The organism is Streptomyces flavusporus (assembly GCF_046267975.1).
GTDB lineage: Bacteria > Actinomycetota > Actinomycetes > Streptomycetales > Streptomycetaceae > Streptomyces > Streptomyces flavusporus.
In genome coordinates, this window is sequence record NZ_CP176503.1 from 5,000,280 (window position 1) to 5,022,431 (window position 22,152).

Sequence of the window (22,152 nt, forward strand, 5' to 3'; positions counted from 1 at the left end):
TGGGTCGTACCCAAACTTCTTGATCACACAGGAGAAACACCATGGCGAAGCCGCCTGTGCGCAAGCCGAAGAAGAAGGTCTGCGCTTTCTGCAAGGACAAGGTCACGTACGTGGACTACAAGGACACGAACATGCTGCGGAAGTTCATTTCCGACCGCGGCAAGATCCGTGCCCGCCGCGTGACCGGCAACTGCACGCAGCACCAGCGTGATGTCGCCACGGCCGTCAAGAACAGCCGTGAGATGGCGCTGCTGCCCTACACCTCCACTGCGCGCTAAGGGAAGGGTGACCAAGACATGAAGATCATCCTCACCCACGAGGTCTCCGGCCTCGGCGCCGCGGGCGACGTCGTTGACGTCAAGGACGGTTATGCTCGCAACTACCTCATCCCGCGGAAGTTCGCTATCCGCTGGACCAAGGGTGGCGAGAAGGATGTCGAGCAGATTCGTCGTGCTCGCAAGATCCACGAGATCCAGACCATCGAGCAGGCCAACCAGGTCAAGGCCCAGCTCGAGGGTGTGAAGGTCCGTCTGGCCGTCCGCTCTGGCGAGGCTGGCCGTCTCTTCGGTTCCGTCACCCCGGCCGACATCGCCTCGGCGATCAAGGCCGCTGGCGGCCCCGAGGTCGACAAGCGTCGTATCGAGCTCGGCTCTCCGATCAAGACGCTGGGCGCTCACGAGACGTCCGTGCGTCTGCACCCCGAGGTGGCCGCCAAGGTCAACATCGAGGTCATCGCTGCGTAAGCGCTGCGCTCGCTGAAGCAGTCAGTGGGGCCGCACCCTTTGGGGTGCGGCCCCACTGGTATGTCCGGGGCATGGCGGCGTGTTTCACGTGAAACACCGTCAAACGCTGCTGTGTTTCACGTGAAACCGAGCAGAACGGGCGCATCTCCTCGCGGCTCGCTCAGCGCGTGGCGCCCGTGACGAGCCAGTGTCCCGAGCGGGCGCGGATCCACAGCGTGAGCATCCGAATCGTCATCATCAGCGTCATGGCGATCCAGAGCGCGGTGAGCCCGCCGCCGAGGGTGGGGACGAAGAGCGCCACGGGCGTGAAGACGGCCAGGGTGAGGAGCATTGCCCAGGCAAGGTAAGGCCCGTCGCCAGCGCCCATGAGGACGCCGTCCAAGACGAAAACCACGCCGCAGAGCGGTTGGGAGAGCGCCACTACCAGCAGGGCGGGGAGTGCGGCGTCCTTCACGGCGGAGTCGCTCGTGAACAGGGGGAGGAAGGCCGGGCGGCTCACCACGACCAGGACGCCGAGTGCGAGGCCGACCACGATGCCCCACTGCACCATACGGCGGCAGACGTCGCGGGCTCCCTCGGCATCATTGGCACCGAGATAGCGTCCGATGATGGCTTGTCCGGCGATCGCGATGGCATCGAGCGCGAAGGCAAGCAGGCTCCACAGGGACAGGATGATCTGGTGCGCAGCGATATCGGCGTCACCGAGGCGAGCCGCGACGGCCGTGGCGATCATCAGGATCGCCCGCAGTGAGAGCGTGCGGACCAGCAGCGGTACGCCGGCCTGTGCGGACGCCTTGATCCCGGCGACGTCGGGACGCAGAGAGGCGCCGTGCCTTCGGGCCCCGCGGACGACAACCACGAGATAGACCGCGGCCATGCCCCACTGAGCGATCACGGTGCCCCAGGCGGAGCCCGCGATGCCGAGGCCGGCGCCGTAGACGAGGCCCGCGTTGAGGACAGCGTTGGCGACGAAGCCCGCGACGGCGACATAGAGCGGTGTCCTGGTGTCTTGCAGGCCACGCAGGACACCGGTCGCGGCGAGTACGACGAGCATCGCGGGTATGCCGAGGGCAGAGATCCGCAGATAGGTGGTCGCGTACGGGGCCGCCGTGTCGGAGGCGCCGAAGAGTTCCACGAGGAACGGGGCCATGGGCAGGACGATGGCGATGACACCGGCGCCGAGCAGCAATGCCAGCCAGATGCCGTCCATGCCCTGGCGGATGGCTGCAGGGAGTTCGCCTGCGCCCACGCGCCGGGCCACGGCCGCTGTGGTGGCGTAAGCGAGGAAGACGAAGATGCTGACCGCGGTGGTGAGAAGGGCGGAGGCGACGCCGAGGCCGGCGAGCTGCGCCGTACCGAGGTGGCCGACGATAGCGCTGTCGGCGAGTACGAAGAGGGGCTCGGCGACCAGTGCGCCGAAGGCGGGGACGGCCAGCGAGATGATCTCTCGATCGTGCCGGCGTCGGACGGCCTTGAGGGGCGCGGGAGCCTGTGTCATGAGCACCAATCTAATCGTCCACAGGTAAGAGATGCAAAGCAATAGCGCCCCTTACTTTTCGTCTCGCGGTGTGTGCTGTCGTACACAGTTCGAAGCGATCTTGGGCCGACTGGGAAAGTTTTTCTTCTGCACAGCCGGTACGGCGGAGGTTCGTCCTTCGAAAGGGTCCCGCCGCACGACATCGACGCCGAGCAGTCGGCGCTCGGCGGCCAGCTGCTGAGCAAGGACGCCATCGCCGACGTCCTCGACACCCCGCTACAGCAGCGCGACTACTACCGTCCCGCGCACGAGACGATCCAGGCCGCGATCCTGTACCTCTACGGCAAGGGGGAGCCGGTCGACCCGATCACGGTGGCCGCCGAGCTGACCAAGCGCGGTGACATCACCAAGGTCGGCGGGGCCTCCTACCTGCACACCCTGGTCCAGACGGTGCCGACGGCGGCGAACGCGTCGTACTACGCCGAGATCGTCCACGAGCGGGCCGTGCGCCGCCGCCTGATCGAGGCCAGCACCCGGATTGCGCAGGTCGCCTACTCCGGCGAGGGCGACATCGACGACGTCCGCAGCGCGGTGGAGGCCGAGGTCCTCGACGCTCTGGCGACCCGCGAGCAGACCGCCGGCTACGCGTACGTGCGCGAGGACGTCCCCGACTTCTGGGACCAGCTCGACGCCCGGATCAAGGGCACCGGCAAGATGACCGGCGTGCCGACCGGCTTCGTCGACCTGGACGCGATGACCAACGGCCTGCAGCCCGGGCAGCTCATCGTCATCGGCGCCCGCCCGGCCATGGGCAAGTCGACGCTCGCCCTGGACATCGCCCGCGCGGCCTCCATCAAGAACGGCCTGACCTCGGCGTTCTTCTCCCTTGAGATGGGCCGCTCCGAGATCACCCAGCGCCTCTACAGCGCCGAGTCCCGGGTCGCGCTGCACCACATCCGGTCCGGGACGGTGACCGAGGACGACCTGACCCGCATGGCCAAGCGCACGCCCGCCATCGAGGGCGCCCCGCTGATCGTGGACGACTCCCCGAACCTGTCGCTCACCGAGATCCGCTCGCGGGCCCGGCGCATCAAGCAGGCCAAGGGCGGCCTGGACCTGCTGATCGTGGACTACCTGCAGCTGATGCAGTCCGGTGCCGGCCGCCGCGCGGAGAACCGGCAGCAGGAGGTCTCCGACATCTCCCGCAACCTGAAGCTGCTGGCCAAGGAGCTGGAGATCCCGATCATCGCGCTCTCGCAGCTCAACCGCGGCCCGGAGCAGCGCACCGACAAGCGTCCGCAGATCAGCGAGCTGCGCGAGTCCGGCTCGATCGAGCAGGACGCGGACATGGTGATCCTGCTGCACCGCGAGGACGCGTACGAGAAGGAGTCGGCCCGCTCGGGCGAGGCCGACCTGATCGTGGCCAAGCACCGCAACGGGCCCACGGCGACGGTCACGGTGGCCTTCCAGGGGCATTACAGCCGGTTCGTCGACATGGCGTGGCCACCATCGCCGAACTGCTGGCGCACATCAGTGGTCTGGCCGCCGAATCACCCGCCCCGTGGTGGGAGCGCAGCCCGGGGTCGCTGCGTCCGGAGCTGGCCGATGTGCTCGGCGATGATCCTTTCCTGCATCCGATCGGGCGCCGGTTCCACTATTCGAACCCCGGCTACACGCTGTTGGGTGCCCTGGTTGAGCAGCTGCGCGGGGCTTCCTGGGAGGAGGTACTCCGGCGCGAAGTGCTCGAACCCCTGGGCCTCAACCGAACGAGCGCACAGCCGTCAGCCCCGCACGCGGGCGGCTGGGCGGTGCATCCCTGGGCCGATGTGCTGCTGCCGGAGCCTGCGGAGGATCTCGGCCGGATGGCCCCGGCCGGTCAACTCTGGTCCACCACGGGAGACTTGGCCAGATTCGCGGTCTTCCTCGCGCAGGGCGACGATCGGGTGCTGAGCGCGGAGACTGTACGGGAGATGCGGATGCCCGCTGCGCCGGCAGAGGCCGCTGATGTCGCGGACGGGGTCACCTACGGGCTCGGGCTCCAGATTCAGCACCGTGACGGGCGTCTGCTCGTCGGCCACTCCGGGTCGCTGCCGGGCTTCCTGGCGAACCTCACCATCAGCGTGGCGGACGACGTCGCGGTGGTGGTGCTGGCCAACTGCACCTCCGGTCCGCTGTTGGCCGCCGTGGGTGCGGATCTCGTGCGTATCGTGGCCGAGGCAGAACCGCGGATTCCCGAACCATGGCGCCCGCTGCCGGACGTGGACACTTCCGTCCTGGAGTTGGCGGGGCAGTGGTACTGGGGGACTTACGCGTTTGCCCTGCGGCTGACCGGCGACGGAGGTGTGTCGCTGGAGCCACTGTCTGGCAATGGCCGCCGTTCGCGCTTCCGGTCCAATGGTGACGGCACCTGGACGGGCCTGGAGGGCTACTACGCCGGAGAACTTCTGCGGACGGTGCGCCGCCCGGACGGGTCCGTGAGTCATCTGGACCTCGGTTCGTTCGTGTTCACGCGTCAGCCGTACGACGAGAACGCGGAAGTGCCGGGCGGAGTGGACCCGGAGGGGTGGCGGGGGATCAGGTAGCGTCACCGTCCCGCGACATGAGGAGGGCTGTGTTTCACGTGAAACACAGCCCTCGTTCGTTCAGAGCGCGAGCTTGAAGCCCACGTGGGACGCCGTGAATCCAAGCCGTTCGTAGAAGCGGTGGGCGTCCGTACGTGAGGAGTCGGAGGTCAGTTGTACCAACTGGCAGTCCTGGTTCCGGGATTCATCGATAGCCCACTGAATGAGCTGGGTGCCCAGCCCGCTGCCGCGCTCATCGGCATGAATCCGTACGCCTTCGATGATCGACCTGGTGGCGCCGCGCCTGGACAGCCCGGGAACGATCGTGAGCTGGAGCGTGCCGACCACGCCGCCCTCGCGAACAGCGACCATCAGATGCTGGTTCGGGTCCGCGCTGAGCCGCTCCAGCGCCGCGAGGTACGGGGCCAGGTTGTCCGGTGACTCGCGCCGGGCACCCAGTGGGTCGTCCGCGAGCATGCCGACGATTGCGGGGATGTCGTCGGCGACTGCGGCTCGTATCTCAAGATCTCCCATGGCTGCACCCTATGCGGGGACCTTCACCGACTCCACGACCCGGACCAGCGGGGCAAGTTCGGGGTTCTTGGCGGCCTCGTCGAGCGCCTCACGCAGGGCCGCGTCGTTGGTCGGCCGCGCCTCCTCCAGCAGCTTCAGGCCCGCCTCGGTGACGTTGGTGTAGATGCCCCGGCGGTCGGTGGGACACAGGTAGCGCTCTAGCAGACCGCGGTCCTCGAGCCGGGTGACCAGGCGCGTAGTGGCGCTCTGGCTGAGGACGACCGCGTCCGCGACCTGCTTCATCTGCAGGTGCCCGCCGTCACCGTCGTGCTGTCGGCTGAGCACGTCGAGCAGGGAGTACTCGCGCACGCTGAGGCCGTGCTGGGCCTGCAGGGCGCGCTCGATGTGCGCCTCGATCCTCCCGTGCAGCAGGGAGAGGGCGCACCAGCCCTGGGCTAGGGCGGTGAGCGCGGGGTCCGACGCTGTCATTGGCGTTTCCTCCGTCCCGGAGCGGCTGGAATCCAGAATAGAGCAGGGCCGCAATAGCCTGCGGTTGCATATAGCCCGCGTCTGCAACTATTGTGGACGCACGTTAAGTGCTCCTGCAATCTCTGGGAAGGTGTACACCCCCATGCCTCTCGCGCTTCTGGCCCTCGCGATCGGGGCCTTCGGAATCGGCACGACCGAATTCGTGATCATGGGCTTGCTGCCCGAGGTCGCGGCCGACTTCGGGGTCTCCATCCCGACCGCCGGCTTCCTCGTGACCGGCTATGCGCTCGGTGTGATGTTCGGCGCCCCGCTGATGACCGTGCTCGGCACGAAGGTCTCCCGCAAGCGGATGCTGATGGTGTTGATGGGCCTGTTCATCGTCGGCAACGTGCTCTCCGCCATCGCTCCCGTCTTCGGGCTGATGCTCGTCGGCCGCGTGGTCGCCTCCCTCGCCCACGGTGCCTTCTTCGGTATCGGCTCGGTTGTCGCGGCCGAGCTGGTCGCCCCTGACAAGAAGGCCGGAGCCATCGCGATGATGTTCACGGGTCTGACCGTCGCCAATGTCGTGGGCGTCCCACTGGGCACGCTCGTCGGGCAGTCCGTCGGCTGGCGGGTCACCTTCGCCATCGTGGCCGTGCTGGGCGTCGTCGGTCTGGCCGGCATCGCCAAGCTCGTCCCGGAGATGCCCAAGCCCGAGGGCGTGCACCTGCGCCACGAGCTGGCTGCCTTCAAGAACGTCCAGGTCCTGCTCGCCATGGCGATGACCGTCCTCGGCTTCGGTGGAGTCTTCGCGGCCATCACCTACATCGCGCCGATGATGACCCACGTCGCCGGCTTCGCCGACGGCTCCGTCACCTGGCTGCTGGTCCTCTTCGGCCTCGGCATGGTCGGCGGCAACCTGGTCGGCGGCAGGTTCGCCGACCGCGCCCTGATGCCCATGCTGTACGTCTCCCTGGGCGCCCTGGCTGTCGTGCTCGCGCTCTTCACGCTGACGGCACACGACAAGATCCTTTCGGCCGTGACCATCGCGCTGATCGGTGCCCTGGGTTTCGCCACCGTCCCGCCGCTGCAGAAACGCGTCCTCGACCAGGCGCACGGCGCTCCCACCCTGGCCTCCGCGGTGAACATCGGCGCCTTCAACCTCGGCAACGCCCTCGCCGCCTGGCTCGGCGGCCTCGTCATCGCGGCCGGTCTCGGCTACACCGCCCCCAACTGGGTCGGCGCCGTCCTCGCCGCGGCTGCTCTGGTCCTCGCCTTCCTCTCGGCCGCTCTGGAGCGCCGCGAGAGCACCCCCAGTGCCGTGGTGGCGTCCGGTGCGCCCACCGAGCAGCGGGCCGCCGTCCACCACTGACCCGCCGAACCCCCTCGCCAGTCATACCCGCAAGGAGAAGTCCCGCATGACCACGTCCACCGCCGTCGCGCCCCTGACCATCCAGGACGCCGAGATCCTCGTCACCGCGGCCCGTCGCGCCGCCGAGGCCGCCGCAGCGACCGTCAGCGTCACCGTCCTGGACGCCGGCGGCCACCTGCTCGCGTTCCGGCGCGACGACCGGGCCGTGCTGATCTCCGGCGAGACCAGCACCCGCAAGGCGTACACGGCCCTCCAACTGAACGCGCCGACCGCCGACCTCGTCGACGCGGTCAAGCCCGACGGGCCCTTCCACTCCCTGCCCACCGCGCTCGACCGGCCGTTGCTGTTCATCGCGGGCGGTCTGCCGATCCACCGCGACGGGCGACTGATCGGTGCGATCGGTGTCGGCGGGGGCGCACCGGATCAGGACCACGGCTTCGCCACGGCCGCCGCAGAGGCACTCGCCTGACCTGGCTCCGATCAGCGGGCAACGCCGGTTCCCTGGAGGGACCGGCGTTACCCGTGCCGGAGTATCAGCCGGCAGCCACCGTCAGCGGAGCGAAGCGCCGGCTACAGTCACCGGGCAGCTCCGCAACCCCGTACGTCATGACCGCGTTGAAGGCGACCGACGCCAGCCCTCGCTCCTTCGCCCACGCCAGCAGCTCCTCGTGCCGTACGTCGATGTCGGTGCGCAGCGGGCGGTCGGTGTGGGCGGCGAGCGAGGCGATCAGCGCCTTCGCCGTCTCGGTGTCCCGGGCGATGAGCGGGCCCACGACATGGGTGTGCATATTGGGCCAGGCGGCCGCGTACCCGATGATCCGGCCGTCCTCCTCAGCGACGCGGACCTGGTCGGCGAAGGCCGGCAGCCGGGTGATGATGTGCGTGCGATCGGCGCCGAACACCTCCAGGTCGAGGCGCAGGAGCGTGGTGAGGTCCTCGGCGGTCGCAGGTCGGGTGGCCACCGCGAGCTCGGCGCCGCCCGGCATGAAGGGGCCGCGCAGCATCTCCGCCCGGCCGGTGACCTTGAAGCCGAGTTCCTCGTAGAGCGGGCGGCCGTTCGAGGTCGCGTGCAGAGTCAGGGGTATGGCGCCCATGATCGAGATCACATGGCGCATCAGTCGCCGTCCGACACCCTGGCGGGCGTGCCGCTCGGCAACCAGGACCATGCCGACGGCTCCCAGCTCAGGGCGTTCCGGTGGCCCGTATTCGGTGACCGTGCATGCGGCGACGAGCCCTCCGTCGGGGTTGTCGATGCCGTATCCCCTGCCAGCGGTGAGGAGGAAGCCCCACTTGTGTTCCTCCCGCGGCCACCCCCGGTCCTCGGACAAGTCGGCGCAGGCGGTGAGGTCGCGGAGCGTCAGACGGCGGATCGGCAGAGCGGCGAGGGCAGGAGTAGGCACGCAGGTCAGGCTGGCCGACCGGTGCCCCCGACGTCCACTGGTTTCGGGAGAGACGTAAGCGCTTTTGGCCATTGTCGTGGCGAACAGCGGAGTGGGTGGACAAGCGCGGGGTGTTTCACGTGAAACATCGGAGAACTGCGGGCATCCATCTGGCTCAGTGCGCGGCGGGAACACTCCTCTCGCTAGCCTCGCATGCCATGGCGAGACTTCATCTCTTCGATCTCGACGGCACGTTGCTGCACGGCACCTCCGCGCCCGTGGAGATCTCGCGGCAACTCGGGCTGGAGTCCGAGACCGTGGCGCTCGACCAGGAGATCGCGGCCGGGTTGATCGGCCCACCGGAATATGCGCAGCGGGTACATGCGCTTTGGGCGGATCTCACGGAGGCGCACGTGGCCGCAGCCTTCGACGGCGCACCCTGGCTGGGGCGTATCCGTGACGTCTGGGCGGAGATCAGGCGCGCGGGCGACTACTGCGCTGTCGTGTCACTGTCTCCATCGTTCTTCGTGGAGCGGCTCACGGCGTGGGGTGCGCATGCGGCACACGGATCCCGCTTCCCTGCGGTGCCGTTCACCGAGCCTGTGGACCCCGCCGGAGTCCTCAGTGCCGCGGCCAAGGTCCTCATCGCCGACCGGCTGTGCCAGGAGTTCGGCGTGACGCGCGCGGACTGCGTCGCGTACGGGGACTCGTCATCGGACCGGGATCTCTTCGGTGCCGTTCCGGTATCCGTCGCGGTCAACGCGGACCACCATCTGGGGGCTCTCGCAACTCACTCCTATACGGGGAGGGATCTGTGGGATGCCTATGAATTGGTCTGCGCCGCCCGGTAATTGAGGGAACTGCTGGTTCGCCCCTTGGTCAAAAGAGTGGTGGGTCAAGGGGGGACTTGTGTGGGGCGCGGGGGCCGGTATGGTCGACTCCGGTTGCCGTCCGGGATGTGGTGCGCCCTTCCCATACGGGCGGAAAGAGGGGCAAGGGAGCCTAACGGGAGGGAGAGATCGACGACCCGCATTCTGGGTTAAGCGGCTGAGGTTTCCGCGTGAAGTGGGATGCTGCGGGGAGAGTATTGCGGCCAATGTCACATTCTCGCCCTACTTGTCCGTACGAAGTGGGAACACGAGTTGAATAGGGCCGCGTTGACTGCAACAGCGAACGGGGAAAGCAGCCGACTACGGGGAAGCAGGCACCTTCCGACCGAGGAAGTGCGCAGACCGACCGAAAGATGTTCGAGGCGAGGCACACCATGGACGCTCCGACCACCACGTCGGCCGACAACGGCACTTCAGACGGCGGGGGCGGCTGGTTCACGCCGCGCAAGAAGCCGATGCCAACCCCGGGCAGCGAGCGGGAGACGGCAGATGGTCGGCGCCTGGCAGCGATGCGCCCGGTGGGCAGGACAACCACCGGGACTGATCCCGAGGCGCCGCTGGACGAGGTCGCACAGGGTGCCACACCGCAGGTGATGGAGCCGCACACACAAGCGCAGGGCACGGGCTCGCCGACCTCAGCCACCCACCCCGAGCCGCGCGGCTACGGAGCTCCTGGCCCCCAGCCGGCCGCAGCCGACGCCGGGACGGACCGTGAGCGAATAACGGCACCCGCGATATCCACGCCTGCACCCGCCCCGGCCCGCACCGAGGCACCGTCCGCCGCTCAGCACGTGACCGCCCCCGCTGAAGCACCGCCCGCTGCTCAAGGCCCTTCCACCACCACACAGGAGCGGCCCACCACCCAGCGGGCCCCCCTCCCTAATGAGGTACCGCCCGCGCAGCCCGCCCCCACCCCCACCGCGCCACCGCCCCCCGCTCACCGCGTGCCCGCGCAACGGACCGCGGCCGAACACACGGAGCCGTCTCTCTTCGCTGCCGGCACGGCGCCCGCAGCCGGCCCCGCCTCCAACGCCGATCTGCCCGCTCCGCACGCCGAGCCACCCGCCCCGCACGCTGATCAGCCCACCGCCCACGAGGACGCCTCCCCGGACGCCGTGCTCATCCGCCGGACCATGACCACCGTGGCCCCCGTGGCCGACAAGGTCACCTCGTACTTCTACGCGCTGCTCTTCGTCCGCCACCCCGATCTGCGGCCCCTCTTCCCCGCCGCGATGGACGCCCAGCGGGACCGCCTGCTCAAGGCGCTGCTCACTGCCGCCGAGCACATCGACAACGCCGACGTCCTGGTCCCGTATCTGCAGAACCTGGGCCGCGGCCACCGCAAGTACGGCACGCGCCCCGAGCACTATCCGGCCGTCGGCGAGTGTCTGATCGGCGCGCTGAGCCGGTACGCGGAGTCGGTCTGGGACGGGGAGACCGAGGCGGCGTGGGTGCGGGCGTACACGACCATCTCGCAGGTCATGATCGACGCCGCGGCTGCGGACGAGCTGCGCGCACCGGCCTGGTGGTACGCCGAGGTTGTCTCGCACGACCTGAGGACCCCGGACGTCGCGGTCATCACGATCCGCCCCGACCAGCCGTATCCCTTTCTCGCCGGGCAGTACACGAGCCTGGAGACGCCGTGGTGGCCGCGCATATGGCGGCACTACTCCTTCGCGTCGGCGCCCCGCTCCGACGGACTGCTCAGCTTCCATGTGAAGGCGGTCCCCGCGGGCTGGGTCTCCAACGCCCTGGTGCACCGCGCCCGCTCCGGTGACGTCGTCCGCCTCGGCCCGCCTGCCGGTTCGATGACCGTGGACCACTCCACCGACAGCGGACTGCTCTGTCTGGGCGGTGGCACGGGCATAGCGCCCATCAAGGCGCTGGTCGAGGACGTCGCCGAGCACGGCGAGCGGCGCCCCGTCGAGGTCTTCTACGGAGCCCGCACCGACCACGACCTGTACGACATCGACACGATGCTCAGGCTCCAGCAGACACACCCCTGGCTCTCGGTCCGCGCCATCATCGACCAGCAGGCACATCTCCAGCTCCCCGATGCCATAAGGGCGTACGGCCCCTGGAACGAGTACGACGCCTACCTCTCGGGCCCGCCCGGAATGATCCGCAGCGGCGTGGACGCCCTGCGGGACGCCGGCATTCCCTCGGAGCGCATACGCCACGACTCGGTGGAGGAACTCGTCGCCGCCGGAAGCTGACCCGGCGCCGGCCACTGGCCGGGTCAGCCCAGATCGGGAGCGTGCATGGCCCGGACGCCCTCGATGTTCCCGTCGAGGTAGTGCCGCAGCGACAGAGGTACGAGATGGACGGAGGCGATCCCGACACGGGTGAACGGCACTCGTACGATCTCGTACTCGCCCGCGGGCTCGTCCACCTCGGGACCGTGCCGCAGGGACGGATCCATGGACTCGAGTCGGCAGACGAAGAAGTGCTGCACCTTCACACCGGTCGCGCCGCCGTCCTCGCCGATGTGCTCGACGGTGTCGACAAAGCACGGCACAACATCGGTGATCTTGGCGCCCAGCTCCTCGTACACCTCGCGATGCAGAGCATGGACGACGGTGGGGTCTCCTGGTTCGACACCGCCACCGGGAGTGACCCAGTAGGGATCCACGCCGGGCTTGGTGCGCTTGATCAGGATCAGGTCGTCGCCGTCCAGGAGAACGGCGCGGGCGGTGCGCTTGACCACGGGTCGGACGGTCATGGGAGAAATGTGGCCCGGCTGGTTCCACGTGAAACATCGCGAAACGTCATCGGTCGAGCCCAGCGCGTGAGGCCTCCCGATTGCTCGGCTCAGCACCATTCGGCGGCCGCGCGCTGCAGCCACTCATGGGCCCGTGCGATGTGCGGCATGGCCAGGGTGCCGGTGCGCACGACCAGGAAGTACGTCCGCAGCGGCGGCACCGCCGGATCATGCAGAGCGACGACGTCACCACGCTCCAGGGCGGTCTCGCAGAGATAGCGGGGCAGGACCGCCAGCCCGGCACCGGCGGCCGTGCAGGCGAGGACGGCGCGGAGGTCCGGGACGATGACGGTGCCGGAGGCGGCGGGGCGGGAGTCGAAGACAGAGGCCCAGTAGCGGGAGACGAAGGGCAGCGACTCGTGCACCTCGACGACAGGCAGGTTCTCCAGGGCGGACGCGCCTTTTTCTCGTAGCGCTCCGGTCCCGATCTGCTCGGCCCAGTGCGGGGCGGCGACCAGGACGTGCTCCTCGTCGCACAGCGGAGTCGCCGTGAGCAGTCCGCCGCGCGGCTGGGCTGTGCAAATGGCCAGATCGTGATGGCCGGCGGCCAGCCCTTCCAGGGTCTCCTCGGCGTTGCCGAAGGACGCGCGTAGCGCGAAGCCCTGTCCGTCCTCGCCGGTCAGTTCCACGAGCGCGGGCAGTGCCCGCTCGGCGGTGAACTCAGGGGGCCCCGCCAGATGCAGGGTGCGTAACGAGGACTCGTCGTCGAGTCCGCTCTCGGCTATCTCCACTAAGGCGTCCAGATGCGGAGCGGCCTTGTGTGCGAGTTCGTCGCCGATGGTCGTCGGCGTCACTCCCCGGGCCTGCCGCAGGAACAGAGGGCGGCCCAGCTGTCGTTCCAACGTCCGGATCTGCGAGGTGACAGCCGGCTGGGAGAGGCCCAGCAGGGCGGCGGCGCGAGTGAAGGAACCGGCCCGGTGCACGGTGACGAACGTGCGCAGCAAGGCCAGATCCATGGAACGCCCTCCCCTTCCCTGCCTGTCTCCCGCCCCCGGGCAGGGCCCAACTATAAATAAGTCGATAGGTCTCTGTCGCTACTGTGATTGGACACTGACACAGAGTCAACTAGCCTTGTTCGCGCGGTTCTTCGCGCGCAGAACCGAGGACGGTCCGAGCCACGAGGGGGGAGGCTCGGACCGTCCGTTCTACGTAGCCGCGCACCCACCGGGTGTCCGGAAAGCGGTCACTTCGCCGACTCGTCCAGCGCGGCCAGCACATCCGCCACCAGATTCCCGGGATCCTCGGCACCGACCGACAGCCGAATGAAGCCCTCCGCAACCGCGTCCCCTCCCCAGCGCCCGCGCCGCTCGGCCGTGGAGCGCACCCCGCCGAAGCTCGTCGCGTCGTCCACGAGCCGTAGCGCGTCGAGAAAACGGTCCGCACGCGCGCGTGTGGGCAGGCTGAAGGAAACCACGCACCCATAGCGGTGCATCTGCTGCGAGGCAATCTTGTACGAGCGGTCGCTCATCAGTCCCGGGTAGCGCACTCCGAGATCCTCGGGCCAGTCACGCAGCGCCTCGGCGACCGCGAGGGCGCTCGCGTTCTGCCGGTCCACGCGCAGCTGGAGCGTGGCGATCGAACGGTGCGCGAGCCAGGCCTCCATGGGCCCAGGAATCGCACCGACGATCTTGCGCCAGCGGCGTACGGCAGCCATTGCCGCAGGGTCGCGGCCGGTGACGTAGCCCAGGAGGATGTCGCCGTGCCCGGTGAGCTGCTTGGTTCCGCTGGCCACGGAGAAGTCGGCGCCGAGCTCCAGCGGGCGCTGTCCGAGCGGTGTCGCGAGCGTGTTGTCGACCGCGACCAGGGCGCCACGCGCGCGTGCCGCCTCTGCGAGCCGCCGGACGTCGCACACGTCAAGCCCGGGGTTCGACGGGGTCTCGATCCACAGGAGCTTCGCGCCGTCGAGGACGTCCAGCTGGGCATCACCGGCGGTCGGGGCGGTGCGCACCTCGATGCCGTACGCCTCCAGCTGGGCGCGCACCAGAGGCAGTACCTGGTAGCCGTCGCTGGGTAGGACGACCGCGTCCCCGGCGCGCAGCTGGGAGAAGACCACCGACGAGATGGCGGCCATGCCGGACGCGAACACCAGTGTCTCCACGTCGTCCTGCCCGGGCGCCTCCAGCTCGCCGATCGCGCGCTCCAGGTGGGTCCAGGTCGGGTTCTCGTCGCGGCCGTAGGTGTACGGGCCAGTGGGGTCACCCGGCAGGTGGTAGTGGGCGGCGAACACCGGACCGGGCAGCGTCGGCTCGTGCTTCACCGGCTCGGGCAGACCGGCCCGCACCGCGCGCGTGCCGTCACCGACACCGTTGCTCCCACCCGTACCGCTCATGCTGCCCGTCCTTCCACGTGCTCACGTACCGCGGCGAGCAGCCCTTCGCTCGCCGCCTCCACCATCTCAAGGCACTCCTCGAAGCCGTCCATGCCCCCGTAGTACGGGTCTGGGACGTCGAGGTCGCCGTCGCCCGCGGCATCGAAATGGGCGTGCGAAGCACTCGTCGAGGAGTGGTGGCCGGGCGACGGATGGACGTACGAGCGCAGCAGGCGGACCTTCGCCGCGTCCTGCTCGGTCGGCGCCAGGCGGCGCAGCGCCCTGAGGTGGCCGGAGTCGAGGGCGATCACGAGATCGAGCCGGGAGAACCACGACGGCTGGAACTGGCGTGCGGTGTGGTCACCGTCGTAGCCGTGCTCCTGGAGCACGGCCACGGTGCGCGGGTCGGCCGGATCGCCCTCGTGCCAGCCGCCTGTGCCGGCGCTGTCGACCTCGACCTGGCCGTGGAGCCCGGCCTCCGCCACCCGCGCGCGGAAGATGGACTCGGCCATCGGGGAGCGGCAGATGTTGCCGGTGCAGACGAAACAGACGCGGTACGTCATCGGCGCTCAGTCCCCGTCGGGCAGGACGACGTTGAGCGCCCAGGAGACGATCGAGATGATCAGGCCGCCCAGGACGGCCGTCCAGAAGCCTTCGACGTGGAAACTCAGGTCGAGCTTGTCGGCCAGCCACGAGGTCAGCAGCAACATCAGCGCGTTCACCACCAGGGTGAACAGGCCGAGCGTCAGGATGAGCAGCGGAAGGCTCAGAAGCTTCACGATCGGCTTGACCATGAAGTTCACCAGGCCGAAGATCAGCGCGACGAGGATCAGCGTGCCGACTTTCTTGCCGGTGCTGTCACCCGTCAGGGTGATCTTGTCGAGCAGCCATACGGCGACCGCCAGGGCGCCCGCGTTGGCGATCGTCTTGACTACGAAATTCTTCATGTGTCTGATCGTGGCAGACGAGATCGGTTACGAGTACGGGCGCGAGGCGACGAGTGGCGATGAAGGCATTCCGGCTGGACGAACTGGAGGCGGAACGCGCCTCCAACGAAGGGGCCTACCTGCAGTTTCTGCGGGAGCGGAACATGTCGGTCGGGCTGTACGCGCTCAATGCGGGCGAGCATGATCCACAGAAACCCCACAACCAGGACGAGGTCTACTTCATCGTGAGCGGACGCGCTTCGATCACCGTCGGCCTGGAGACCACCGACGTGGCCCGCGGAAGCGTGGTGTACGTGCCCGCCGGAGTGGCCCACAAGTTCCACCACATCAGCGAGGATCTGCGGGTGCTCGTGGTGTTCTCTCCGCCCGAGAGCTGATGCGCCGGCTCGGGGTTCCCTAGGGGATCAGTCAGGGGAGGACAAGGGCTGCCAGGCCCCCGCCGGGTCCCTGCCGGCCCTAGCCTTGAGGCAGGACATCACAGGAGCCGGCAGGACCGGCGGGCTCAGCGGAGCCGGTGCGGCTGACGGGTGGAGAGAGAAGGACAAGGGCGATGCGAGAGATCTTCACGGGTCTGCCGTGGTGGGTGAAGTGGATCGCGGTGCCGGTCATCGCCCTGGTCGTGTTCGGTGGCCTGATAGCCAGCGTCGTGGGCTTCGTGATCGGGCTGCTGTTCAAGGTACTGGTCTTCGTGGCGCTGGTCGGTGGACTCATCTACGTCGTACGGAAGTTCACGACGAGCTCCACGTCGCGCAGCGACTGGTGACAGGAGTGGGTGACGGGAACCGGTAACAGGAATCACCGGTTCCCTCGGGCGAGGGAAGTTTCCGTACGGAGCGTCTGCAAGCGGTGGCAGACGGTTAGAGTCCGGAACTCGACGCGGGGACGATGACCCCGCGAGCGGCGTACACCTCCGTACACCCCCAGCCGTGTTCCCCGCACGGCCCGCCCTCTCGCGCTTCGGGAGTGACCCTTGGCCACGGTTGACACCGCACCAGCACAATCCCCCGCACCCCCCGCACCCCCCGCATCCCCCGCACCCACCCGGACCCCCCTCCCGGCCTCGGCGCTCCGCGTCAGGCCCCCCGAACAGCCCGCACCGCCCCGGACCAGGCCTGAGCGATCACGCCCGATCTCGGACTCCCCGACGAACTCCCCTCCATCAGCGCGCCCGACGGCATGCGCGGCGCGCCGACCGGCGAGTGGCCCGGCCTCCCCGTCGACTCCTCCCGCTCCCCAGCAGTCCGGGACCCTCATCGGATCCGTGCAGCGCGCGATGCGCCTGCTGGAATGCGTCGCCGAGCATGAGCACGGCGCACCCGCCAAGCAACTGGCCCGCGAGACCGGCCTGGCCCTGCCCACGACGTACCACCTGCTGCGCACCCTGGTGCACGAGGGCTATCTACGCCGCGACAAAGGGCTGTTCTTCCTCGGCGAGGCGGCTGAGCGGCTGAGCAGCAGCGGGGCGCAGGAGAAACGTCGCGGCACGATCGCCGAGGCACTCGCACACTGGCGGGATGTGATCGGCGTCCCCGTGTACTACGCGATCTACCGCGACGGCGAGATCGAGGTGGTGTGTGTCTCCGACACCCCCGGCAACCCGGCGGTCGAGGAATGGGCCGACTTCCGTGAGACCGGACATGCGCACGCCATCGGCCAGTGCCTGCTGTCCCAGCTGGACGAGGACGCCCGTCGCGCCCACCTCGACCGCTACCCCGTGCAGTCCATCACCCGGTACACGGTCCGTGACAGTCATACGTTGCTGCAACGCCTCGACCAGATGGGCCGGATGCAACCGGTCATCGAGCGCCAGGAGTACGCGCTGGGTACCGTCTGCGCGGCGATTCCGATCACGCTGGGCACCACGGCCGGGACGATGGCCATTTCCCTGCCCTGCCACCAGGCCGACCGACTGCTGCCCGCGGCACGGCAGCTGCAGAGCGAGATCGGACGCCTTCTGGGGTCGCTCGCGCTCTCTATCAGTATCTGAAAACTCACTCCTTGTGATCTGGTGTGTACGTTCAGCAAGATGCCACCAGTGTCCGAAGTTCGTTCCCGGCCAGTCGACGGCAAATGACGGGGTAGGCGATGCGCGAGTCCGTACAGGCAGAGGTCATGATGAGCTTTCTCGTGTCCGAGGAGCTCTCCTTCCGCATTCCGGTGGAGCTGCGCTACGAGACGTGCGATCCCTACGCCGTGCGGCTGACCTTCCATTTGCCGGGAGACGCTCCGGTGACCTGGGCATTCGGCCGGGAGCTGCTGATCGACGGGGTGGGCCGGCCGTGCGGGGAGGGCGATGTCCGCGTCTCGCCGGTCGCACCCGAGTCGCTGGGCGACGTCCTGATCCGGCTTCAGGTCGGCAGCGACCAGGCGCTGTTCCGATCGTCGACCGCGCCGCTGGTCGCCTTCCTCGACCGTACGGACAAGCTGGTTCCGCTGGGTCAGGAAGGCGCGCTCGCCGACTTCGACGCCCATCTCGACGAGGCCTTGGACCGCATCCTGGCCGAGGAGCAGAGCGCGGGCTGACGCGTGCGCGACGGGGTGGGTGGTGTAACGCTTCGCCTGAGGCTCTGTAAGGCAGTGGGTGGCACGGGCGGGGGCTGAGGAGGCGCGTGCGGAGGTTGCGGCAGGAACGCTTCTTCCTGGGCTCTCCAGGGCCCTCGAGAAGCCTCAGGAGGCGGTCTCCTCGGAGGAGCCGGGGCGGCCTCTCAAGCTGGTGTCTCCTGCTCTAGCGCCTGCCGCGCGGCTGGGATTCGTGCTTTCACGCCTGCCGCGCGGCGACGTCTCCCGCCATCCGCTTCAGTGCTTGCGTCGCCGCCCCTTCCCACCGCGTGCCGCCGCAGCCGGGCCACCCTCGGCCGTCGCCGGTGTCGCCGACTCCGCCCTGTGCCGGTCGGTGGAGACCACCAGGGCCGCGAGTCCCGTGGTGACCGGGACCGATGCCACCAGACCGATCGACCCCACCAGCGTGCGCACGATCTCCTCGGCGACCAACTCGCTGTTGGCGACTGTCCCCACGCTGCTCTGCGCGATCGAGAAGAGCAGCAGCAGCGGCAGTGCGGCGCCCGCGTAGGCAAGGACGAGCGTGTTGACGACCGAGGCGATGTGGTCGCGGCCGATGCGGATGCCCGCCCGGTACAGCCCGCGCCAGCCCATCGTCGGGTTGGCCTCGTGCAACTCCCAGACCGCCGAGGTCTGCGTGACCGTCACGTCGTCGAGCACACCGAGCGAACCGATGATGATGCCGGCCAGCAGCAGACCGCTCATGTCGATCGACGGATACAGGCCGTGGATCAGACCCGTGTTGTCGTCGGTGTTGCCGGTGAGCGCGGCCCAGTCGATGAACAGCGAACCGAGCACCCCGATCAGCAGCAGCGAGACCAGGGTGCCGAGCACCGCAACGGAGGTTCGGGCCGACAGGCCGTGGCACAGGTACAGGGCGACCAGCATGATGGCGCTCGCCCCGACCACCGCGACGACCAGCGGGTTCGAACCCTGGAGGATTGCGGGCAGGATGAAGAAGTTCAGCACCAGAAAACTGATGGCCAGCGAGATCAGCGCCATGAAGCCGCGCATCCGGCCGACGGCCACGACGGCCACCGCGAAGATGCCGGCGAGCAGTGCCATCGGGAGCCTGCGGTTCACGTCGGTGACGGAGTACTGCAGGTCCTCAGGGGCGGAGGGCTCGTAGGCGGCCACGACCTTCTGGCCCTCGTGCAACTGCCGTGACTGGTCCGGCTGCACGATCTCGGTGAACGTACGGCCTTTGTCCTTGCCGGTGTCGATCCGGATCGTCGCCCTCTTGCAGAGGCCGCTCGCCTGCTGCTGTGCGGAGGAGCCCTCGGCGGTGGAAGTGTCGCCGTTCGGTGTGTCCGCCGAGGCATTGACCGAGTCGCAGGGCAACTCCTCGATCTTGGTGACCGTGGCCTGCTGGGTCTGCCGGTCGAAGCCGACGCCGGTGCGCTCGTGCGGTGGTGCGCCACCGGGCCAGAGCACCGCGAGGCCGACCACCACGGCAGCGGCGAACGGGATGATTACCGCCGCGATCACCTTGCGCAGGTGCATGGAGACGGGAGCCGCGGGCCCATGACCGTGGCTGTGGGAGTGCCCGTGCCCGGCACCGGATCCGGCTCCTGATCCTTGTCCCGGCCCACCGGATCCGCGCCCCGGTCCGCCACCGGAGTCCTGTGCCGGTCCGCCACCGGAGCCTTGTTCGGGCCAGCCTCCAGAGCCGTTCCCCGGCCCTCCGCCAGATCCCCGTCTCGGTCCGCCCCTCGAGTTGTGGCCGCCGCCGGCCCCGGATTGCCGGTCGCCGACCCCGGAACCCGGCCCGCGCTCTTGTCCACCCGCGGCCCCGGACCCGTATCCGCCATGGGCTCCGGATCCGTATCCATCACCGGCTCCGGACCTGTACTCACCACGGGCTCCGGACCGGTGTTCACCACCGGCCCCGGCCCCATATCCGGCACCGAAGTCACCGAAGTCCTGCCCGCCACCAAAACCGTGCCCGCCACCGGCGCCACGGCCGTCGCCACGGCCGTTGTCCGCTCCAGAGCCGGTTCCGGGGCCCATGCCGGGGCCGGTTCCGCGCGGGGGTTCGGGCGGCGGGAACGGGGGCTGCTGATTCGTGGTCACCGACCGATCATCGCAAGAACGACAGGGCCCCTCTGTTCACCGCGCCCGAATTGACGCTAGCGTGGGGGGACCTTTGTACACGCGGGAGCTCGGAGCACCGGGCTGAGAGGGCGCTGACCTCCGTCTTCGCGATGTTTCACGTGGAACATCACTGTGCACGAGTGATGTTTCCCATGAAACGTCGGCAAACGGAAATCGCTGCGTCGACCGCCGAACCTGTTACCGGGTAATGCCGGCGTAGGGAGACGGTCTCATGACCAACAAGGACGCACGCACGCCTGCCTCCACGCAGAACGCGACCAACGACGCGAGCAACGGGGAGGCCGGGAAGTCCATCGGCTGGCACAAGGCGTACGTCGAAGGCTCACGCCCCGATCTGCGCGTGCCGGTCCGTCAGGTGCACCTCACCAACGGGCAGTCGGTGACCTTGTACGACACCTCAGGCCCGTACACCGATCCACTCGTCGACACCGATGTCCGCCGGGGGCTGCCGCCACTGCGGGAGAACTGGATCATCGCCCGCGGAGACACCGAGGAGTACGCGGGCCGTCCCGTCCGCCCCGAGGACGACGGAATCAAGCACACCTCGCCGCGCGGCGGCCTGCGCAACCTCGACGCGGTCTTCCCCGGCCGGCCGCGCCAGCCGCGCCGCAGCCGTGGCGAGAAGGCGGTCACGCAGCTGGCGTATGCCCGCCGGGGCGAGATCACGCCCGAGATGGAGTTCGTGGCCCTGCGGGAGAACGTTTCGCCCGAGGTGGTCCGCGAGGAGATCGCGGCGGGCCGGGCGGTCCTCCCCGCGAATGTGAACCACCCGGAGATCGAGCCGATGATCATCGGCAAGCGGTTCCTGGTCAAGGTCAACGCCAACATCGGCAATTCCGCGGTGACGTCCTCCATCGAGGAGGAGGTCGAGAAGATGACCTGGGCTACCCGCTGGGGGGCCGACACGGTCATGGACCTGTCCACCGGCCGCAACATCCACACCACCCGCGAGTGGGTGCTGCGCAACTCCCCTGTCCCCATCGGCACGGTGCCGCTCTACCAGGCCCTCGAAAAGGTCGACGGCAGGGCCGAGGAGCTGACCTGGGAGATCTACAAGGACACGGTCATCGAACAGGCCGAGCAGGGCGTGGACTACATGACGGTGCACGCCGGAGTGCGCCTTCCGTACGTGCCGCTGACGGCGAACCGCAAGACCGGCATCGTCTCGCGCGGCGGCTCGATCATGGCCGCGTGGTGCCTGGCGCACCACAAGGAGTCGTTCCTGTACGAGAACTTCGAGGAACTCTGCGAGATCCTCGCCGCCTACGACGTCACCTACTCGCTGGGCGACGGCCTGCGGCCGGGCTCGATCGCGGACGCCAACGACGAGGCGCAGTTCGCGGAACTCCGAACTCTCGGGGAACTCAACCGAATCGCGAAGCGTTTCAATGTTCAGACCATGATCGAGGGCCCGGGTCATGTCCCGATGCACAAGATCAAGGAGAACATCGACCTTCAGCAGGAGATCTGTGATGAAGCTCCGTTCTATACGCTCGGCCCGCTGACGACGGACGTCGCGCCGGCGTACGACCACATCACCTCCGGCATCGGTGCCGCGATGATCGCCTGGTGGGGCACGGCCATGCTCTGCTATGTCACGCCCAAGGAGCACTTGGGCCTACCCAACCGTGACGACGTCAAGACCGGCGTCATCACCTACAAGATCGCCGCCCACGCAGCCGACCTCGCCAAGGGGCACCCCGGTGCACAGGAATGGGACGACGCGCTGTCCGACGCCCGCTTCGAGTTCCGGTGGGAGGACCAGTTCAACCTCGCCCTCGACCCGGACACGGCACGGGAGTTCCACGACGAGACCCTGCCGGCCGAACCCGCCAAGACGGCTCACTTCTGCTCGATGTGCGGGCCGAAGTTCTGTTCGATGAAGATTAGCCAAAGCATCACAGAGCGGTTCGGTGGTGCGGTGGCTGAGGGGGCGTCGCCCGATGAGGTCGCGGAGGGGATGCTCCAGAAGTCGAGGGAGTTCGCGGAGAGTGGGAACCGGGTGTACCTGCCAATCGCGGACTGACGTTCTCTGGGGGCGGTGCTCGCGGTCGGTGAC

21 protein-coding genes and 2 pseudogenes are annotated in these 22,152 nt (G+C 68.6%); 13 read left to right on the forward strand and 10 right to left on the reverse strand.

Features of this window, described 5'->3' with window-relative positions:
• The first annotated feature begins 41 nt into the window (after window positions 1-41).
• Both rpsR and rplI read left to right on the forward strand, forming a co-directional pair.
• Window positions 42-278 carry a 30S ribosomal protein S18 gene (gene rpsR / locus ACKTSN_RS23705; RefSeq protein WP_003949403.1) on the forward strand — a complete coding sequence of 79 codons (237 nt, stop codon included), beginning with the start codon at window positions 42-44 and terminating at the stop codon, window positions 276-278.
• An 18-nt stretch (window positions 279-296) separates the two neighbouring features.
• Entirely contained in the window at window positions 297-743 is a 447-nt protein-coding gene (gene rplI / locus ACKTSN_RS23710; RefSeq protein WP_129798819.1) for a 50S ribosomal protein L9, read from the forward strand.
• A gap of 160 nt (window positions 744-903) precedes the next feature.
• Here the strand turns inward: rplI and ACKTSN_RS23715 are convergent, their stop codons facing one another.
• On the reverse strand, window positions 904-2,241 hold the full coding sequence (locus tag ACKTSN_RS23715) for an MATE family efflux transporter (protein ID WP_409470956.1): 1,338 nt from the start codon (window positions 2,239-2,241) through the stop codon (window positions 904-906).
• A 72-nt stretch (window positions 2,242-2,313) separates the two neighbouring features.
• Between ACKTSN_RS23715 and dnaB the strand changes: the two are divergent.
• Window positions 2,314-3,657: pseudogene (gene dnaB, locus ACKTSN_RS23720) on the forward strand (replicative DNA helicase); the annotation flags it as partial.
• A 59-nt stretch (window positions 3,658-3,716) separates the two neighbouring features.
• A pseudogene (locus ACKTSN_RS23725) lies at window positions 3,717-4,802 on the forward strand (serine hydrolase domain-containing protein); the annotation flags it as partial.
• A gap of 60 nt (window positions 4,803-4,862) precedes the next feature.
• Here the strand turns inward: ACKTSN_RS23725 and ACKTSN_RS23730 are convergent.
• The gene (locus ACKTSN_RS23730; protein ID WP_409470957.1) at window positions 4,863-5,315 is read right to left on the reverse strand and encodes a GNAT family N-acetyltransferase; all 453 of its coding nucleotides are present in this window, start codon (window positions 5,313-5,315) and stop codon (window positions 4,863-4,865) included.
• Between the two features lie 9 nt (window positions 5,316-5,324).
• Entirely contained in the window at window positions 5,325-5,783 is a 459-nt protein-coding gene (locus ACKTSN_RS23735) for a MarR family winged helix-turn-helix transcriptional regulator (protein ID WP_409470958.1), read from the reverse strand.
• Between the two features lie 142 nt (window positions 5,784-5,925).
• On the opposite strand from ACKTSN_RS23735, the gene ACKTSN_RS23740 reads away from it, so the two are divergent.
• Complete coding sequence (locus ACKTSN_RS23740; RefSeq protein WP_409470959.1) at window positions 5,926-7,134, forward strand: MFS transporter; 1,209 nt, start codon at window positions 5,926-5,928, stop codon at window positions 7,132-7,134.
• A 46-nt stretch (window positions 7,135-7,180) separates the two neighbouring features.
• Complete coding sequence (locus ACKTSN_RS23745) at window positions 7,181-7,603, forward strand: GlcG/HbpS family heme-binding protein (RefSeq protein ID WP_409470960.1); 423 nt, start codon at window positions 7,181-7,183, stop codon at window positions 7,601-7,603.
• Between the two features lie 64 nt (window positions 7,604-7,667).
• On the opposite strand, the gene ACKTSN_RS23750 is transcribed toward ACKTSN_RS23745, so the two are convergent.
• Window positions 7,668-8,534: a GNAT family N-acetyltransferase gene (locus ACKTSN_RS23750; protein ID WP_409470961.1), complete on the reverse strand. Its 867-nt coding sequence runs from the start codon at window positions 8,532-8,534 to the stop codon at window positions 7,668-7,670.
• 197 nt (window positions 8,535-8,731) lie between these two features.
• On the opposite strand from ACKTSN_RS23750, the gene ACKTSN_RS23755 reads away from it, so the two are divergent.
• Together ACKTSN_RS23755 and ACKTSN_RS23760 are read left to right on the forward strand one after the other, a co-directional pair.
• Window positions 8,732-9,364: an HAD family hydrolase gene (locus ACKTSN_RS23755; RefSeq protein ID WP_409470962.1), complete on the forward strand. Its 633-nt coding sequence runs from the start codon at window positions 8,732-8,734 to the stop codon at window positions 9,362-9,364.
• 392 nt (window positions 9,365-9,756) lie between these two features.
• Window positions 9,757-11,619 carry a globin domain-containing protein gene (locus ACKTSN_RS23760; RefSeq protein ID WP_409470963.1) on the forward strand — a complete coding sequence of 621 codons (1,863 nt, stop codon included), beginning with the start codon at window positions 9,757-9,759 and terminating at the stop codon, window positions 11,617-11,619.
• Window positions 11,620-11,642: 23 nt separating this feature from the next.
• Here the strand turns inward: ACKTSN_RS23760 and ACKTSN_RS23765 are convergent, their stop codons facing one another.
• The 5 genes from ACKTSN_RS23765 to ACKTSN_RS23785 all read right to left on the reverse strand — a co-directional run bounded on the left by ACKTSN_RS23765 (window position 11,643) and on the right by ACKTSN_RS23785 (window position 15,419).
• Window positions 11,643-12,125, reverse strand: coding sequence for an NUDIX domain-containing protein (locus tag ACKTSN_RS23765; protein WP_224736534.1), 483 nt, complete (start codon window positions 12,123-12,125; stop codon window positions 11,643-11,645).
• 89 nt (window positions 12,126-12,214) lie between these two features.
• Window positions 12,215-13,120, reverse strand: a complete 906-nt coding sequence (locus ACKTSN_RS23770; protein WP_409470964.1) for a LysR family transcriptional regulator — start codon at window positions 13,118-13,120, stop codon at window positions 12,215-12,217.
• Window positions 13,121-13,347: 227 nt separating this feature from the next.
• Window positions 13,348-14,493 (reverse strand): cystathionine gamma-lyase, encoded by a 1,146-nt coding sequence (locus ACKTSN_RS23775; RefSeq protein WP_409470965.1) that lies wholly within the window; start codon window positions 14,491-14,493, stop codon window positions 13,348-13,350.
• Window positions 14,490-15,035 (reverse strand): low molecular weight protein-tyrosine-phosphatase, encoded by a 546-nt coding sequence (locus ACKTSN_RS23780; RefSeq protein ID WP_409470966.1) that lies wholly within the window; start codon window positions 15,033-15,035, stop codon window positions 14,490-14,492. Before ACKTSN_RS23780 ends, ACKTSN_RS23775 begins: the two co-directional genes overlap by 4 nt.
• A gap of 6 nt (window positions 15,036-15,041) precedes the next feature.
• Window positions 15,042-15,419, reverse strand: a complete 378-nt coding sequence (locus ACKTSN_RS23785; RefSeq protein ID WP_409470967.1) for a phage holin family protein — start codon at window positions 15,417-15,419, stop codon at window positions 15,042-15,044.
• A 59-nt stretch (window positions 15,420-15,478) separates the two neighbouring features.
• On the opposite strand from ACKTSN_RS23785, the gene ACKTSN_RS23790 reads away from it, so the two are divergent.
• From ACKTSN_RS23790 to ACKTSN_RS23805, 4 genes are all read left to right on the forward strand, one after another.
• Window positions 15,479-15,796, forward strand: a complete 318-nt coding sequence (locus tag ACKTSN_RS23790; RefSeq protein ID WP_409470968.1) for a cupin domain-containing protein — start codon at window positions 15,479-15,481, stop codon at window positions 15,794-15,796.
• Between the two features lie 173 nt (window positions 15,797-15,969).
• Complete coding sequence (locus ACKTSN_RS23795; protein ID WP_129798802.1) at window positions 15,970-16,182, forward strand: DUF5326 family protein; 213 nt, start codon at window positions 15,970-15,972, stop codon at window positions 16,180-16,182.
• 498 nt (window positions 16,183-16,680) lie between these two features.
• Window positions 16,681-17,406 carry an IclR family transcriptional regulator gene (locus ACKTSN_RS23800; protein ID WP_409470969.1) on the forward strand — a complete coding sequence of 242 codons (726 nt, stop codon included), beginning with the start codon at window positions 16,681-16,683 and terminating at the stop codon, window positions 17,404-17,406.
• A gap of 98 nt (window positions 17,407-17,504) precedes the next feature.
• On the forward strand, window positions 17,505-17,942 hold the full coding sequence (locus ACKTSN_RS23805; protein WP_129798800.1) for an SsgA family sporulation/cell division regulator: 438 nt from the start codon (window positions 17,505-17,507) through the stop codon (window positions 17,940-17,942).
• Window positions 17,943-18,215: 273 nt separating this feature from the next.
• Here ACKTSN_RS23805 and ACKTSN_RS23810 read toward each other — a convergent pair whose 3' ends face one another.
• A complete protein-coding gene (locus tag ACKTSN_RS23810; RefSeq protein ID WP_409470970.1) occupies window positions 18,216-19,481 on the reverse strand; it encodes a YibE/F family protein in 1,266 nt (421 codons plus the stop codon).
• Between the two features lie 823 nt (window positions 19,482-20,304).
• Between ACKTSN_RS23810 and thiC the strand changes: the two genes are divergently transcribed.
• Window positions 20,305-22,119, forward strand: a complete 1,815-nt coding sequence (thiC, locus tag ACKTSN_RS23815; protein WP_409470971.1) for a phosphomethylpyrimidine synthase ThiC — start codon at window positions 20,305-20,307, stop codon at window positions 22,117-22,119.
• Window positions 22,120-22,152: the final 33 nt, after the last annotated feature.

Coding starts and splice junctions, on each gene's coding strand:
- rpsR (WP_003949403.1), top strand. CDS start 42: ATGGCGAAGCCGCCTGTGCGCAAGCCGAAGAAGAAGGTCTGCGCTTTC.
- rplI (WP_129798819.1), top strand. CDS start 297: ATGAAGATCATCCTCACCCACGAGGTCTCCGGCCTCGGCGCCGCGGGC.
- ACKTSN_RS23715 (WP_409470956.1), bottom strand. CDS start 2,241: ATGACACAGGCTCCCGCGCCCCTCAAGGCCGTCCGACGCCGGCACGAT.
- ACKTSN_RS23730 (WP_409470957.1), bottom strand. CDS start 5,315: ATGGGAGATCTTGAGATACGAGCCGCAGTCGCCGACGACATCCCCGCA.
- ACKTSN_RS23735 (WP_409470958.1), bottom strand. CDS start 5,783: ATGACAGCGTCGGACCCCGCGCTCACCGCCCTAGCCCAGGGCTGGTGC.
- ACKTSN_RS23740 (WP_409470959.1), top strand. CDS start 5,926: ATGCCTCTCGCGCTTCTGGCCCTCGCGATCGGGGCCTTCGGAATCGGC.
- ACKTSN_RS23745 (WP_409470960.1), top strand. CDS start 7,181: ATGACCACGTCCACCGCCGTCGCGCCCCTGACCATCCAGGACGCCGAG.
- ACKTSN_RS23755 (WP_409470962.1), top strand. CDS start 8,732: ATGGCGAGACTTCATCTCTTCGATCTCGACGGCACGTTGCTGCACGGC.
- ACKTSN_RS23760 (WP_409470963.1), top strand. CDS start 9,757: ATGTTCGAGGCGAGGCACACCATGGACGCTCCGACCACCACGTCGGCC.
- ACKTSN_RS23765 (WP_224736534.1), bottom strand. CDS start 12,125: ATGACCGTCCGACCCGTGGTCAAGCGCACCGCCCGCGCCGTTCTCCTG.
- ACKTSN_RS23770 (WP_409470964.1), bottom strand. CDS start 13,120: ATGGATCTGGCCTTGCTGCGCACGTTCGTCACCGTGCACCGGGCCGGT.
- ACKTSN_RS23775 (WP_409470965.1), bottom strand. CDS start 14,493: ATGAGCGGTACGGGTGGGAGCAACGGTGTCGGTGACGGCACGCGCGCG.
- ACKTSN_RS23780 (WP_409470966.1), bottom strand. CDS start 15,035: ATGACGTACCGCGTCTGTTTCGTCTGCACCGGCAACATCTGCCGCTCC.
- ACKTSN_RS23785 (WP_409470967.1), bottom strand. CDS start 15,419: ATGAAGAATTTCGTAGTCAAGACGATCGCCAACGCGGGCGCCCTGGCG.
- ACKTSN_RS23790 (WP_409470968.1), top strand. CDS start 15,479: ATGAAGGCATTCCGGCTGGACGAACTGGAGGCGGAACGCGCCTCCAAC.
- ACKTSN_RS23795 (WP_129798802.1), top strand. CDS start 15,970: ATGCGAGAGATCTTCACGGGTCTGCCGTGGTGGGTGAAGTGGATCGCG.
- ACKTSN_RS23805 (WP_129798800.1), top strand. CDS start 17,505: ATGCGCGAGTCCGTACAGGCAGAGGTCATGATGAGCTTTCTCGTGTCC.
- ACKTSN_RS23810 (WP_409470970.1), bottom strand. CDS start 19,481: ATGCACCTGCGCAAGGTGATCGCGGCGGTAATCATCCCGTTCGCCGCT.
- thiC (WP_409470971.1), top strand. CDS start 20,305: ATGACCAACAAGGACGCACGCACGCCTGCCTCCACGCAGAACGCGACC.